This is a genomic window from Actinomadura syzygii (assembly GCF_008085905.1).
Taxonomy (GTDB): Bacteria; Actinomycetota; Actinomycetes; order Streptosporangiales; family Streptosporangiaceae; genus Spirillospora; species Spirillospora syzygii.
Map to the genome: position 1 here is coordinate 23,588 of NZ_VSFF01000021.1, position 14,873 is coordinate 38,460.

General features: G+C 67.1%; 11 protein-coding genes. 5 read left to right on the forward strand and 6 right to left on the reverse strand.

The window, feature by feature from the left end:
- Positions 1-37: 37 nt before the first annotated feature.
- Both FXF65_RS41910 and FXF65_RS41915 read left to right on the forward strand, forming a co-directional pair.
- Complete coding sequence (locus FXF65_RS41910; RefSeq protein WP_148356056.1) at positions 38-1,075, forward strand: 3'-5' exonuclease; 1,038 nt, start codon at positions 38-40, stop codon at positions 1,073-1,075.
- Positions 1,076-1,354: 279 nt separating this feature from the next.
- Positions 1,355-2,845, forward strand: coding sequence for a hypothetical protein (locus FXF65_RS41915; RefSeq protein WP_148356057.1), 1,491 nt, complete (start codon positions 1,355-1,357; stop codon positions 2,843-2,845).
- Positions 2,846-3,820: 975 nt separating this feature from the next.
- Here FXF65_RS41915 and FXF65_RS41920 read toward each other — a convergent pair.
- The gene (locus tag FXF65_RS41920; protein WP_148356058.1) at positions 3,821-4,648 is read right to left on the reverse strand and encodes an SAM-dependent methyltransferase; all 828 of its coding nucleotides are present in this window, start codon (positions 4,646-4,648) and stop codon (positions 3,821-3,823) included.
- A gap of 98 nt (positions 4,649-4,746) precedes the next feature.
- Entirely contained in the window at positions 4,747-5,910 is a 1,164-nt protein-coding gene (locus FXF65_RS41925; RefSeq protein WP_148356059.1) for a DUF5753 domain-containing protein, read from the reverse strand.
- Positions 5,911-8,113: 2,203 nt separating this feature from the next.
- On the opposite strand from FXF65_RS41925, the gene FXF65_RS41930 reads away from it, so the two are divergent.
- From FXF65_RS41930 to FXF65_RS41940, 3 genes are all read left to right on the forward strand, one after another.
- Positions 8,114-9,034, forward strand: a complete 921-nt coding sequence (locus FXF65_RS41930; protein WP_148356060.1) for a hypothetical protein — start codon at positions 8,114-8,116, stop codon at positions 9,032-9,034.
- Positions 9,035-9,165: 131 nt separating this feature from the next.
- Complete coding sequence (locus tag FXF65_RS41935; protein WP_148356061.1) at positions 9,166-9,414, forward strand: DUF397 domain-containing protein; 249 nt, start codon at positions 9,166-9,168, stop codon at positions 9,412-9,414.
- A 271-nt stretch (positions 9,415-9,685) separates the two neighbouring features.
- Entirely contained in the window at positions 9,686-10,528 is an 843-nt protein-coding gene (locus FXF65_RS41940; RefSeq protein WP_148356062.1) for a hypothetical protein, read from the forward strand.
- Positions 10,529-10,610: 82 nt separating this feature from the next.
- On the opposite strand, the gene FXF65_RS41945 is transcribed toward FXF65_RS41940, so the two are convergent.
- From FXF65_RS41945 to FXF65_RS41960, 4 genes are all read right to left on the reverse strand, one after another.
- Complete coding sequence (locus tag FXF65_RS41945) at positions 10,611-11,264, reverse strand: hypothetical protein (protein ID WP_148356063.1); 654 nt, start codon at positions 11,262-11,264, stop codon at positions 10,611-10,613.
- Between the two features lie 328 nt (positions 11,265-11,592).
- A complete protein-coding gene (locus FXF65_RS41950; protein WP_148356064.1) occupies positions 11,593-11,865 on the reverse strand; it encodes a hypothetical protein in 273 nt (90 codons plus the stop codon).
- A gap of 175 nt (positions 11,866-12,040) precedes the next feature.
- On the reverse strand, positions 12,041-12,988 hold the full coding sequence (locus FXF65_RS41955) for a phosphotransferase (RefSeq protein WP_342787874.1): 948 nt from the start codon (positions 12,986-12,988) through the stop codon (positions 12,041-12,043).
- Positions 12,989-13,070: 82 nt separating this feature from the next.
- Positions 13,071-13,904 carry a hypothetical protein gene (locus FXF65_RS41960; RefSeq protein ID WP_148356066.1) on the reverse strand — a complete coding sequence of 278 codons (834 nt, stop codon included), beginning with the start codon at positions 13,902-13,904 and terminating at the stop codon, positions 13,071-13,073.
- Positions 13,905-14,873: the final 969 nt, after the last annotated feature.

Below are 14,873 nucleotides of genomic sequence, written 5' to 3' on the forward strand. Positions count from 1 at the left end.
GGGGGGGGTCGTGTCCGGAACCGTTCCCGGGGCGCCGTTGACGTTCGGCCGTGGATTCAAGGAGTCGGCCGAGGTCAGAGTGGAGCGTCTCACTCTGGTGGAGGTGATGGACGCCTGGCGCGGCCACACTGGGCCGCTCGCCGCGCACTTGGCCGCGCTCCGACAGATCGCGTCGCAGGTGGCGGCCTCACCCGGTCCGTTGCTGCAGCTGCGAGTGTTTCCCGCGCACGCGGAGGCTCTCATCGCGCTGGTCGGTATGGCCGAAACCAGCGTCCTGGCCGGATGCCCTGGCGCCACCCGGCGAGAGCGCCGCAGCAAGGCAGACCCGTCGCAGCGCCGTCAGCTGCGTCGACTGTCGGTGCTGCGCAAGCAGATGCAGCGGTTGGTGTTCACCTTGTCCAGCGGGGCTCCGTTTTGTCTGGGCGGCATCGACGGTCCCGGCGGGCAGGACACGCTCCCCGACGCGGTGTTCGCGGTGATTGATTGTGAGACCAGCGGATTCTCCCCAGCCAAGGGAGACGCTATGCTAGAGCTGGCGATCGTGCTGGCCGACGCCCACGGCGATATCCTGGCCGAGTGGGAAACGCTGCTGAATCCATGCGGTCCGGTGGGGGCCGAGTGGGTGCACGGCATCACCGCTGAGATGGTCTCTGGGGCGCCAACCTTCGCCCAAGTCACAGACGAGGTCGGTAAGCACCTGGCGAGCCGGGTCATCGTTGCGCACAACGCGTCGTTCGACCTGCGGTTCCTTCGAGACGTCGCGCAACGGTACGTTCGGCCCGAGCAGCCGTGGGAGCCGCCGGTGCTGTGCACCCAGCAGCTCGCTCGTGAGTTCTTCCCACACGGGGTCCGCAAGCTCGCCGACTGCTGTGCACATGCGGGAATCAGCCTGACCGACGCGCACACCGCGCTGGCTGATGCACGCGCCACGACCCGGCTCCTGAAGTACTACATCCAGGAGAGCGGCTTGAGCTGGGCCGCCGAAATACAGCGCGCTGAAGAGATCCCGCCCTGGCCGGTATCCGAGGTTGCGCAGCGTCCGACCGTGCCGCGGCCGCGCCGCAACATCGATTGAGTCACTGGTGCACGAGATCCCCTTGTTGGAGATGGAACACCAACCGGCGGCGCAGCCGTCCCCCAGCGAGGCAGAGGCCGCCCGAACGCCGGGCGGGAGCTGGACGCGCGTACAGCTCGCCGCTTGGGGTGTGCCGTGGCCGCCACGGCGGGGCTGGCGGAAAAGGGCTTCGCGTCCAGTGGGAAGTCGGAGCAGTAGGGGCTCCGGACGGACTCCCCGGTCGACGCCCCGTCGGCCGGACCGTGCCGGGCCCGAACCTGATCAACAGGGACGATGATCGTGAGTGATGTAGTCGAATCAGGCACCGACGAGTTGGACATGTTCGTGCCGCTGGTCACTTCGATCCCCGGGGTGGCCCCCGAGCTTGTTCGGATCGCCGAGCAGTACTGGGACCTGGTCGATATCGACGCCGACATCGGACCTCGGTGGCAGTACGGCGTCAGAGAGATCGATACCGCCGGGTGGGGACGGCGGCTCCATGTCATCGCCGCCGCCGGGGCCCGCGCCACGCTGACTGACATCGCGTGTCCAGAATGTGATCAGCCGCTCCGGCTCCGGACACGCACCGACCTGGCGACCCTCGTCACTGGCGGAAGAGCCTCCTGCGTGGACTGCGATCCGCGGATGGGCGAGGCCATCGACTTGATCCTCGATCCCGCGCGTGCCGTTAAGCGCGCCCGTGCGTACGAGCGCGAATCGCTGCAGCGCGCGCAGTCCGAGGCCCGCTGCCAGTGGATCGACCGCTGCGATGAGATCATCGCCACGTGCCACCCGGTGACGCTGGTCGAAGACTTTCCGGGCCCGGCGGCTCTGCGGACCGAGCTCGCCGTGCTCGCGTTCCTACGCTACGCCCCTAGCCAGGGTCCGCTGACACCTCTAGTGCACTGGCAGCAACACCTGCATCCCGACATTGCGCAGGAGACCGTGCTGCTGGGTGATGCGGTAGCCACTGGGTTGCTGGGAATTCACCCGGACTCACCGCCGGACGCTTTTGTGTGGAAGCAGTCCTACGATGAGGCACTGCGCGCCGCCAACGGAGACCTGGTCGCACTCGCCCACCCGGCCTTGACCAGCCATTACTATCCCGCTCGGGCGGTCTTCTATGCCCGGCACGGAACCAGCACGGCAACTGCGCTGGCCAACACTGACGAATGGTTGGCCTGCTGGCTCGCCCACCCCGACCGGATGAAGATCGAACAGGAACGGGCCGAACTCCTCGACGTCGCCGGCGAGCTGATGGCCGACGAAGCCGTCCGGTTCTTTAACATGCAGCTGGAACGGCACCATCTTCCGCCAACGCCAGCCAACCATCGGCGACGCCTCCACGATGCCCTACAGAAGGCGGCCCTGCACCGAACGCTCGGCCAACTGTTCTCTCTGGGATATCGCGCCGCCCGCAACGCCGCCGCTTCCGCTCAAGAACATCAACGCGCACCGCTCGCGAACATGAGCACCCACGGAGTAAACCGCTTTGAAGGCGACGCGCACCGCGCCGCAGCAGAGCCCGACTGGCGGATCAACGGGTTTCCCACGCTTTACGGCATGGAACTCGCCGCAATGACCCGCACCCTGTTTCTGACCGTGCTTGACCTCAACCCTCTGAGTACCAGCGGTACGGAGATCGCACGGATCGTGACGGCAGACTCTGCCCCGCCCGTCGACCAGGACCATGCGCCCAGCCAGCAACAACCGCGCCCCGGTGACATCCCCGCACCGCGCGCCCCTGACGACCAGCCTGCTAACGCCTCAACAACCGCGAACCGATCTTGATGCACCAGGACGACAACCCTCCTGCGACCCAGCGCTGCCTGGAACACCGCGCCGAGATCAACGCGCTGCGCAAGACCCGGCCCGCTTGCCCACACGGCGCGTTCGTCCAGTTGTGCCCAATGTGCCGAGGAACACGCCCGGCTGTAGACCCGGTCATCGCCGAGATCAAGCGCCGGAAAGCCCAGGACACAGTGGCAAGATCGCCGCACCGGTCGCCGTCGCGTGTACTCACGCGACGGCAAGACGCAACGGGCGCGTTCCAACCAGTTGGCCCAGCCCGGCCACCGAAGGGCCCCCGTATTACTGACCCGGAGCCGGTACCGCTGTCGGGTGAACAGTTGCGCCACGAACTCGCTCTGGCACGCATCCGGGGCGATTGGCTGACCGTACAGCAGTTGGAGGCAGGCGAAACACTGCGGCGATGGAGCGTAGAGCAGGACCGCGCCCGAAGGGTTGGCCCCACCCGGCCACCGCGCACACGTCCTCGTCCGACCGAACCCCTCGCCGAGGGCATGCCCTAGTCGCGTAAGCAGGGCGCGCCACCGAGTACCTGGCCAACTCTCCCTTAAAGGGTGATAGCAAGCAGGATCCGCAGTTCGGAGCGAAGTCCAGTATCCTTAAGAGGTTCGAACCGATGCCAGCGAGCCTTGAACAAGGCTAGAACATGCCTGTCTCAGAAATCACTCGTAGTGGCGCTAGCATTGAAACTCGTACGCGGGTGTTCCGGATCTGGAATCGGTCCCAGAAAAGAGACCCAGCAACCGGCCCGGCGCCCGACCGTGCTGACCGGGCGCTGGGCATCTTGGTCGCGCTAAGGACACCGGCATGAAACGGCCCATCATCTGCTGGTGACGGAGTTCTAGTCATGTTCAGCCTCGCCTTTTCCGTTTGCACCGCGCCGCCTGCACGCCCCGCTGGCGTACCCGGCGGGCGCCCTAGAGGCCGTATCGCTTGGCAGAGGTAGTGGATCGCGTGTCAGGGCTTCTTACCGACTCCGCCGACGGCGTCCATGGCTTGTGGCACGCCGGGGTGGCCGAGGTCAGGTCGCCAGAGCGGGATGGGGACGATTCCTGGTTCGATCACTTGGAGCCCGGCGAAGAACTGCTCGATCTGTTCGGGGCTGCGCAGCCGGTAGGGGACGGCTCCGGTGTCGTCGTAGCGTTGCTGCGCTCGGTTGAACGCCTCGTCGGTGTCGACGCCGTCGTTGAGCGCCAGGTAACTTCCGGGCGCGAGGGCCCCCGTCAGTCGGGAGACGATGGCTTGTGCCTCGGCGTTATCGGTGACGTGGCCAAGGACGCCCATGAAAAGCAGGGCAACGGGCTGGTCGAAGTCGAGCAGGCTTATGGCCTGGGCGAGGATCCGGTCGGGGTCGCGCATATCGGCGTCGATGTAGTCGGTGGCGCCTTCGGGCGTGCTGACAAGCAGCGCGTGGGCGTGGGCCAGGACGAGGGGGTCATTGTCGACGTAGAGGATGCGACTGTCCGGGGCGAGCGTCTGGGCGACCTGGTGGGTGTTGTCCTCGGTGGGCAGGCCGGTGCCGACGTCGAGGAACTGTCGGACGCCCGCCTCAGTGACCAGATAGCGGATGGTGCGGCCGAGGAAGGCCCGTTCGGCTTGGGCCAGGTCGAAGATGCCGGGGAAGAGGCGGGCGTACTGGTCTCCGGCCTGCTGGTCGACGTCGAAGTTGTCCTTGCCGCCGAGCCAGTAGTTCCAGATCCGCGCCGAATGGGGGACGCTGGTATCGAGTCCCCCCATAAGGTCCTTATTCGCCCGTGCCAGGAACTCTTCCGGATCGCTCGCCATCGTGATCCTCCGCGCGCTCGTGACTCTCCTTCGGTCTTATCATCACATCAGATCCTTGGACCAACGCACCAGGCCGCGGTCTGCCAGTACCAGGTATTTCAGAGGAGATTGTGAAGGAGGCGGGTACTTTCATCTGTCGAGAGCGCCGTGATCAGGAAGGACGAGAAAAGCATCGAGTAGTGGTTGAGGTCACGCTTGCTATTGAGGTAAAGCGCATGTTCACGCTGTTCCAGGTAGATCATGTCGTTGATCTGGGATTCGGGGTACCTCATCACGGTGAGGGGGCCGTCCGTAAACGCCGCGTTGGCGCGGTCCGCCGGCATGATCTGGAGTGTGATGTTAGGACGTGAGGCGAGGCCGATCAGATGCCGGATCTGGGCCTGGAGGATCAACGGGCTACCCCCGTCGGCGCGGAGGGCGCGTTCGTGGATGATGATCCATAGCGTGGGCGCGTCAGGGCGGTCGAGGATGCTCTGGCGAAGCAGGCGGAGTTCCACTCTGCGCCGCAGTTCCTGCTCGGTGATGTCGGGAAGGTCTGCGGCGATGGTGCGCCGGGCATACTCGCCGATCTGCAGCAGGCTGGGGATGCGCAGCGGAGCGTAGGTCCGGATCTCGGCTAGCTCGGGCTCGGACATCACATAGAGTTCGAACCAGGCTGGGATCACGTCGGTGTAGGCGCGCCAGGCGGCGTGACGGCTACGCGCCTGCAGTTCGGTGATGAACTGCCCGTCGACCTCCCGCATGTGGCGCCTGCCTGACACAGTGTCAGCGGAGCCGTGCGCCGCTGCGGGGAAGTTAAGACACGTCTCCCAATCCAGCGGGCTCATCGGCACGTCCCCGCCCCGCTGGTCATCCGGAGCCGCGGATACGGCCGCAATGACCTGGGCGGCGGACTGTTCCATTCGCTGTGGTACCTCGATCGATGCCGCTTCCGCATCCCGGTAGCACTTCTTGAGATCGAGCAGGGAGAACATCCTGTCGGTGTCGCGGTCCTTGATCTCGGCATACCGGTACAGCGTCGCCCACAGCGACTCCATCGGCGCCCACCGCGGTATGCGACGGCACGACCTGGTGAACAGATCGTGGACGGTCGACCGCGGAACCCGGGCGACCCGAATGCCGCACACCATGCTTTCGGCGTTCTCCAGCTCCGTCGAAAGGTCATCAATCGCCTGATAAGGGGGCGTTCCAGCGATACGACGGTTCTGCGCCAGCAGGGCGATCACTCCATCGAAGTGACGTCCGCGATCTTCATGTGCCATGATCGTATTTCCGTTCATGGTAAGGGAACTGTGGTCTCCGAGATCGACATACTGCCATCCCCGCACCGGACGGTCCGTGCACTCCACACATTTCGTGAGCCGAGTTGCAGACGGCGGCAAGAGCACCGTTGAGCAACATTGGGGGGCAAGCGCCACGCCCGTGGCGGATCCCGGATGAATCCCGGATGTCCGGGCGAGTAGCCCACGGCGTCCCGGATCCATCCGGGATCGAGCGTTCCTCGCACTGCTCCAGCGGTCCGCGTGCAGAGTTGTCTCGCTCTCCAGCCGATCCGTTTGCGAAAGGTCGACGATGTTCTCCCATCAGTTGCTGCCGTCTCCTCGAGGACCCGCATTGGGCACGTTTGGAGCTGGTGGCACCTCGACCGGAGACGGTGACATGGCGTTGGCCCTGATCACAGTGTGGGCAATACGTACAGGCCGTTCACTTCGATCTGCCCCCGTGAACGAACTGTCTGTGCAGGAACTCGAAGACTTCTGGACCGATGAACAGATGCTCTAGGCAGGATCTGCCGATGTTCTCCCGGGCATTGCCTATAGAATGGTCGATCAGCGTGACCGACTGGTTTCAATCTATGCCTGCTTTGCCAACAACTCTTGCGGTCCGAGCGGTGCCGGCGCGGACGAGCGAACCAGTCCCGGCCTTCAACGGAACCGGGCACGGCCTGGACCCCTCCGCCGTCGATGACCAGCGGCGCACCCACGAACTATGGCGTCAACGCCGCGGCGCCTGGTGCAGGCCGCCGATCAGGCTCTTCGTCATGGGGCTGCCCTCGCCCCAGCGGTGCTCCCCAGGTGAAGACCGCAGCGGCCCCGAACTGATTGCCCTCCCACCCGCCGAGCGGCCGTTCGAGACTCTCGGTCTTGCGTCCTACTCCCTGGTGTCCGAACCGCCACGCCCAGACCGTTGTTCGCCTCCGTCACCGGCCTCCGGCCGGGCTCGGCCCGCGACGACGGCGGGCCCGCTACGGCATGCACGGGATATCCGGCGGTGCCATCACCCGTCCCTGCTATTGGTCTGGGTGGCCACCTTCCAACCACCATGGCCGTCGGCTGCTCACTCCGACCTCGGCATGCCTGCCCCAGGGCGCCTCTCCCGTGCCGCGACCGATCACGGCACCGATGAGACCGCTTACGCCTGTGTGTACAACGACTACAAGGAAACGGCAATACGACGTCACCGCCTGCGGCGATCACCACCGCAACGCCCGGCACGCACGTCCGCGCCTCCGGCCGCCCGCGACTGAGCGCCACCGAGGTACAGACACCACACCCGTCGGGTTGTCGGTCCAGACGAGCACGAACTCCAGCCTCTACCGGCGGCGGAACGAGACGGCAACGAGCCACGGCCGGCCGCGAAGGGCAGGCCCGACGAGAGGCAGTTTGAAGACGCAGGTCCCGATGATCTGATCGCTACACGGTCTGTGGGCATCGCGGTAGCAGGTCCAGTGGCAGCCCGACAGCGATCAGCGTCCCGAAGGGCAGCCCTTCGGCCGCACGTTACCGTTCGTCCGGGATTCATGGCCGCCCACGATCCCATTCCGCAATCGGTTCAATGCCCCAGCACGGTTGCTGACGTCCTAACTCGGACACGACGCGAGAGTTCGTGCAACTAATAGCGGAAATGAAACTCCGGATCACAGAGGTTCCCGCCCCGTGACATTAGAACGAGATTTAACGTTCACCAGCGGATGTTTCCTCGCAGGTCAAAGTCGTTGTTAAGTGTTTAGTTTGGTACAGCGACGTCAGTTTGTCCCGATATGCCCTAAAGGGTAGGTCGGGTGACGCAGACCGATGCGTATCCGTGTGATTAATATTCTGGTTGCCGACCCGGCGATCGTCGGACACGCCGAGCGAAGCCATCACGTCTCCCCCATTCGGGGATTGACACCGAATCGAACGAGAAGAGGGACGGTCCAATGCTGCGAATCCCCCGCTTTCAGCGAGCCCCCGGCCTCGGACGCCTACTAGTGCCAGCCGATAGGTAGGCGAGCGACCACTGACCTCGGAGAACGTCGTGAACCGATTTCGGCGGTCGTCGGCGAAGAAGCCAGGCGACGTCATCGCGTTCCTCAACCGTGTCCATCCCCACGCGGGACCTGAGAAATGGCTGCATACTCTGATTTCCTGGGTTGCACAGCGCCCCTTGGAAGGGAGACGCGGCGGGGGGACGGTAGTCAGGAAATTGCAGGCTCGTGGAGTCACCCTCGCCGAAGCCGATCAGGTGCTGGCGGGCGATCTCACCGGCGTCACCTGGCCCTTGTTAGCGGCGATCCTGTCGTCGTGCGGGGCGTTGCAGGCCGACATTCAGGTCGCGCATGATCTGTTCGACCAACTCCAGCAACGGACACCTCCGCCAGCAGGCGTGACGGATCCGGATCTGCGTCCACAGCCGGACCCCGCACTCGACCCGGCGGTCGAAGGGTGGGTTCAGGGCTGGCGCCCGTCCTCTGCGCCGAGGGGGTCATTCTCGACTTCGCGCACCGGCACCGCCAGCGCAGAAGACCCGATTGAGGCCGGTCTGGAAGAAGAGACCGGCCGGGTGGCCCCGCCGGTGAACTTCGCGGCCGAGCCTTGGCCTACCTGCGGCGAAACCACCCCGGCCAACAGGGCAAGCACGGCACCGTCAGAGACCACGTCCGAGACTACGGCAAGCCTCGGCGGGGAACACGGGCCAGGCGACGATCACGCGGACACAAGCGACGCGACGCTCAGCGGTCCCGTCGGCCAACCACCGACAGCAGGCTCCGGACCTGCCAACTCGACGACCACGCGGGGCACGACCGCCCCGCCCGTCCCCGAGGCCGCTACCAACCCCAAAGAGTTCGTGGCACTGATGGACCAATACCGCACCTACCGCGACCGGTCACTGCGGGAGATAGAGCGGGAGGCACGGCGTCACCCCCAGGTGGAACGGCCGTACAGCTTCGCCTCCTACAGCACCATCGGCAAGAACGGGAAACTCCCCCGGCAACTGCTCGTCATCGCCTTCATCGCCGGGTGCGGTGGTAGTAGGTCCTACATCGATCGATGGGTCGAGGTGCATCGCCGACTGTCGCTGGAGCAGGTCGACAGTCCATGGTCCCCCGGTTCCCCCGAAACGTAGGCGGCGATCCCGCGCCAAGGCCAGAGCGGCTAGAGACCACCACCACGGTGGCATGACCCGTTACCGCGGGTCGCCTCCAACACGACGACACCGTGTTGATCATCACCGAGTCATAGAAAGGCACATTCGGCATGGCGAGAATCGCCCCCCAAGGGCCAGAGACGAAGCGCGTCTATCGGTCCATCACCTTCCCGTCGCACTGGCGTAAGGCCCGCCGGTCGATGTCGGCCAACGACTGCGTCGAGGTCGCCCACCTGGCTCGCGCCCGGATCGGCATCCGTGACAGCAAGAACACCACGGCCCCGCCGCTCACATTGTCGGCAGCTAACTGGCGGAACGTGATCATCGAGATCAAGCGCGGTCACCACGACCTCATTTGAACGGCTGAGCGGCCGCCTGCGCACAACGCCGTACCCATCCGCAATGGCGCCCGGCCTCAACGGCACCCACCAGATCCAAGCGTGCATCCACGCCAGGCCGGTGGCCGCCGACGCGAGGCCGGGCGTACCCTCACCAGGACCGAGGGAGCACAACCGCAGCCGAGCAGTATCGACACATCCCCACACGCCCCGATGCGGCGGTTTCGGCATCTGCCCGGACTCGCGTCCATCGCCGCGCTCGTTCATGACGCCCAAGGAGCGGTTCGCCGTCATGCCTAACGCTGTGACCGTCCGTGTGGGCCTGTACAACCCCAGCCGGACCGGCCCCGACGTCGGCTACCACGCCGACCCCGACGGCGAAGCCCCCATGCGGGAACAACTCGCGCTGCTGGCCTCACTCGAACTGGACCTGGTCGGAATCGTGCAGGTGCCGTGCGCCCCCGACGACCTGGACTGCGGGCCCCGAGTCGCCGACCGGCTCGAGATGGCCTGGCACGCCGTCATCCCCTCCCCCTTCTACGATCACGGCATCGCCGTCCTGGCCCGCACCGGCGGGAACCTGGAGGTGGTGGCCGAGCACCACCAGACCGGCAAACCCTGGGCGCACTGCCTGGCGGCGATCGACGTCCGTGTGAAGGGCCGGCGACTCCCCCTGCGGTTCCTGGTCGGACACGCCGCGACCAGCCCCACCGCGCGGCTCACCGAAGCCGAGCACCTGGCCACCCACCTCGAGTCGACCGCCGATACCCCCGACATCGTCTACGCCGCCGATTTCCGGGCCGCCGCGCTCGGCGAGAGCCCCGACACCAGCCGCGCCTCCGCCGACCACGCCGCCGCGATCACCGACACCCGGCCCGCCGCCGTGCTGCACCGCGCCGGGCTTCTCGACGTGGGCGAGGCGACCAGCGACCACGCCCCCACGATCGGACACGACCCGGCCGATCCGGTGGCCTACCGCCGCCACCGCATCCACAGCACGCTGCCCGCCTCGGCGGTCACCGGGCACGGCATCGTCGACGAGGACCGCCCACTGTCGCGCCACCGGCCAGTGTGGGCCCAGTTCACCCTCGACGTTGACGACGACCCCGGCGATCCGAGGGCATCCCGGCTCTGAACGCCCGTGCCCGCTACCGCTCCCCCGTCCGAGGGGCGGTGCACCGGGATCGGCACCCGCCTCCACGCGGGCTCCGGTCGGTTCACGTTGCGCCGGAGCGCGGCTCTTTGTATCGCCACGTCTGGGTCATGGCCAACTCGACCGCGATGTCGCCGCGGGTGTGGATCTGGGCTCGGGTGGCGGTCACCGTCCGGGCCCGGGCGCGCGAGGGTGCGGGACACACCGCCAAGGCCAGCCGCGCGCATTCCTCGTGCAGGGGCGCGCTGGTCAGGCAGTGCCCGTGTGGATCGACGATCAGGCTGAACCGCCGGTCGCAGCCGAGCCCGCAGACCTGGCACAGGCTCTCCAGTTGGGCGCGGGCCAGCCGGGCAGTGTGCAGGTCCCTCCACAGCGGGCCGGTGGCGCGGGTGACCGGCGTCACCCAGGGGACCGGCAGGCCGTGCGCCCGTGGTCGTGGACGCCCGGCCGGGCACAGGTCGGCCGCGCCTGCCGCGACCGCCCGGTCGATCGCCAGCCACACCGGTAGTGGCAGACCCGCTGTCGGGCAGTCGATGGTGGCGCATCCGATCCCGCTGGTCGTGCCGTGCGCCGTCCCGTCCGGGCCGACCTCGGGCGGTTGCAGGTAGCGCGGGCGGCCGCAATCAGGACAGGGCAGATCGGGGCACGCGACCGGTTCGGTCACCGCGTGCCGGGCCTGCGCGGGGGATCGGCCCGCGAGGTCGGGACGTCCGGTCATCGTCATCCCCCCAAGAGCCCCAGGCGCGGCGGTGCCGCGGATCGGCGGCGGCGCCCACGATACAGCGCTCCGACGCTTTCCCGGCGCACTGCCGATTTCGCCTTTTCCGGCAATACCGGCCCGGCAGGCCGCCTCGGTCGCCCATTTCCCTTTTCCAGGAACGGACCCGCCCCGTTCTGCATTGGGTGCCGGATTGATGCGTCCCGGGTTCCGTGGTGTCGAGATAGCCAGAATCTCATGCTGATTCTGGGGTAGATCCTCTCGTATCGATTGGGGTGAGCATTCCCAGGGCGCTGTGGCGGCGCCGGTGGCTGTAGAAGATCTCCAGTTATTCGAAGATCGCGTTGGCGAGTCTCATGCGGGTGCGCCAGCGCTGCAGGTTGAGGAACTCGGCCTGGATCCGGCCCCAGAACGACTCGATGGCCGCGTGGTCGTGGGCGAGGCGGGCGCCGATGACGGTGCGGGTGCGCCGTTCCACGGTGCGCTGCGAGCCCACCGACGCGGCGTAGTGCTCCTCCGCGCCTTTGAGATCACCGAGCTGCGAGAGGGGCAACCCGACCTGATCCTCGAAGCTCTCGCGGCGGTAGTTGCCGGGGGGCACTCCCGACCGCCGAGTCGGCGCGCTCCGGATCGGTCTCGGCCGCGCGCAGCAACGCCCGCGCACGGGGCTGGCCGGCGGACGCGGACGCCAGCCGCGAGGTCGTCGTTGCCGTCGCTGCCCCTGGCTGTCCTCACAGAAAAGCCGGTGTGCCGATGGCAGAGGGGATCGCGGCTCACTACGAGCGGTGCGCGGGAAGAGGGGCGAGATGGTGCCAGGGTGGGCCGTGGCCGAACAAGCCTTGCGCTCGCCGGGTTCCTTCGGTGACGGCGTCTTGGGTTCCCCGCAGGAGCAGTCGGCCAACGATCAAAACCTCCCGGACCCGCGCACAAACCGACAGCCGTTGTGGGTCAAGTGCGGGCCAGTACGTAAGCAGGGCTTCGGGGTCGCTCGGATCACCGAACCGCCTGTTCAGCACCACCAGCGATGCCGGATCCCGCTCCGGAGGCGCCGCGGCTACCAGTTCCAAGTCCAACAACCAACAACGCCCCTGCCGGTCGATCAAAGCGTTGTCGGGATGCTGGTCGTCGTGGCAGACGACTGGTTCGCAGTGGCCCAGCAGTTCACCGAGGACTTGTCTGGCGTTGTCCCAGCGGTCAGCGAATGCCTCGCCCATGTCGGAACCTAGCCGGTCGCGCCAGGTGGATACGGGCACCTCGGGCATGCGCACCGGCTGAACCCCATCGGCACCGGCACCGGCACCGGGGAACCGAGCCGCTTGCTCGGCGATCAAGGGCCAACTCTGCGCATGGGGAGTTGTCGGCGCGCGTTCCACCCATTGGGTCACAAAGGCGAACCGCCCGCAGGCGCGGATCGGCCCGGCCAGGATCCGAGGGGTGTTCACCCCGGCTTTCCGGAGACGTTCGGTCAGCCGGATCTCGTGGCTCACCTGCTCCAAGGTCGTGGTCCCTGGCCGAGTGACCGTGATCGCGGCGTCTCCGGCCGGGGCATGCCAAACCAGCCGGGACCCTCGGGAGACGAGCCTGACCCCCTCGGCACCCAACCCCGCGCGCTCCGCGGCGCACAACCCCGCGCGCTCCGCGGCGCACAACGCCGCGCACCTGTCGTCGAGCACCGTGGAATCCTCCCATCGGAGCGGACACGGCGGTACCTGCCCGACCGGCACCCGCGCCGACGCGCCGCCCGCCCAGACCGTCGGTATCGACGAACGCCCCAGACCGACCAGCGCGCCGGTTCCGGGTGTCGCCTTACAGTTCGGGCCAGACCAGGAGGGCGGCGATGCGGGCGACCATGCCGGTGGCTTGATCCTTGGTCCAGGTGAAGGCGTCGGTTCCGCCCGGGTCGTCGTGGCAGGCGCCCGAGGCCATCGCGAAGTCGGCTTCCACGGCCGTCACGAACCGCTCGTTCTGATCACGGTCTCTGGGAGCCTTGCCTTGGGCGGACTTTCTCACCGCCTTGTAGGCGGGGCTGTCACGCAGCGGGTCCAGGGCTTTGCGGGCAGCGGCGACGGCGTCCTCGTACTTGCCCGCATGGATGAGCTCGCGTGCCTCGCGGATCCGCTTGGCCGCGGTCGCCTGTTCCGGGGCTTGGGTGATGGGGACCAGGACCTCGGCGTGCGCGGCCGCGTCCACCCGTTCCAGCTCGCGCACCCACTCCCCCGACTCCAGGTCGGCGCGCACCTGGCAGATGGCGGTGAACGGCACCGGCGGGTCGCCGTCGACGCCCGCGACCGTCACCTCCAGGTGGGCGTAGACGACATCGGCGCGCCGCCGCTCGACCAGACGCAGTTGCTCGTCGGTGACGAAGCCGATCAGCTCGAATGCGGTGGCCCTGGCGGCCGGGCTGATGGTGTGCGGCCTTTCCAGGCGGGCCAGCAGCCGCTGCCCTAGCGAGGGAGCCTCGTCGATGTACATCAGCGCCGACAGCATCAGGGGCGGCGGGCTCTTGCGGTCGTCCACTCGGTGGATGTCCAGGCTGATCCGCAACTCGGCGCCGCCGACCGCCGGAATCAGGAGCAAGGCCCTGCGCGCCAGCGCGAAACCGACCCGGGCGCCGGGAATAGGAAGATCAACCTCGGTCATGGCGAGCAACCGTTCATTGTCGTGTTGCGCTGATGATCTGCCCAGTGTCGCGTACCCGGCGGTCGCCCCGCCTGGGATTTTCCGAGGTCGGCGAGCGCTGGCGCGGCAACCACCAGAAAGTGGCCAACCGCCGGCCGGTCGGACGCCCCGGGCCGGTCCGGCGGCGCGCCGTACCGTCTGTACCCCGAGCAGGAAACGGTCTCACGCTCATCGTTCGGCCCAGTCACACCGCCACGCGACCAATCCGATCGAGACCCGGTCGCGCCTGGTCGAGTTCGATCGCCGAGTCGCAAGAGGGAATATCCACCAGAGCCGACTGATCCGCTGAAAGCAGAGATTGTCGGCAATGCACGTCACCGTCGGAGGATCGGCGGCGCCCACGATACAGCACACCGGCGCTTTCCCTACATATTCCCAGAACACGGCCGCTTTCACCCTTTCCGGCGATAACGAGCCCTAAGACGCCCCCGGCGGGCCGTCTCCTCCCATCGAGCGAATTCGCCCATTCCGCACTGTGTGCCGACAAAGCTACGGGTGCCCGTACGGGGCCTCTGACCAGGCCGAACACGCGCGGCGTCGGTATTACTGCGGATACTAGGCGGATTCTTTTTCCGTGGGGCCCGTGGCCGCGCTAGTCTCCGATCGGCTCGTGGGATGAGAGCCGCCTTGGCGCCGGCGCGAGGTGGTGTTCATCTGCGCGGGCCGACCGGCCGCCCCCTGGGCCGGGAAAGGGAGGGCGCGTTCATGAACACGCCCGATGCCGTCGACTACGCCAGGCGTTCGGACATGATCTGCATGGCTTTGGAGCTGTTGCGCTTCATCGCCTGGATGATCATGCTCGTGGCGCGGTGACGGCAGCGGCCTGACGGGCCGCGGGGCCTGGTACCGCACGCAGTCGGCGAGACCAGCGGGTACCAGGCCCCAACCCCTGAGAGGAATTCTCAGGAGGCAGCATCCTATGAGCCGATA

Coding starts and splice junctions, on each gene's coding strand:
- FXF65_RS41945 (WP_148356063.1), bottom strand. CDS start 11,264: ATGACCGGACGTCCCGACCTCGCGGGCCGATCCCCCGCGCAGGCCCGG.
- FXF65_RS41920 (WP_148356058.1), bottom strand. CDS start 4,648: ATGGCGAGCGATCCGGAAGAGTTCCTGGCACGGGCGAATAAGGACCTT.
- FXF65_RS41960 (WP_148356066.1), bottom strand. CDS start 13,904: ATGACCGAGGTTGATCTTCCTATTCCCGGCGCCCGGGTCGGTTTCGCG.
- FXF65_RS41940 (WP_148356062.1), top strand. CDS start 9,686: ATGCCTAACGCTGTGACCGTCCGTGTGGGCCTGTACAACCCCAGCCGG.
- FXF65_RS41935 (WP_148356061.1), top strand. CDS start 9,166: ATGGCGAGAATCGCCCCCCAAGGGCCAGAGACGAAGCGCGTCTATCGG.
- FXF65_RS41925 (WP_148356059.1), bottom strand. CDS start 5,910: ATGGCACATGAAGATCGCGGACGTCACTTCGATGGAGTGATCGCCCTG.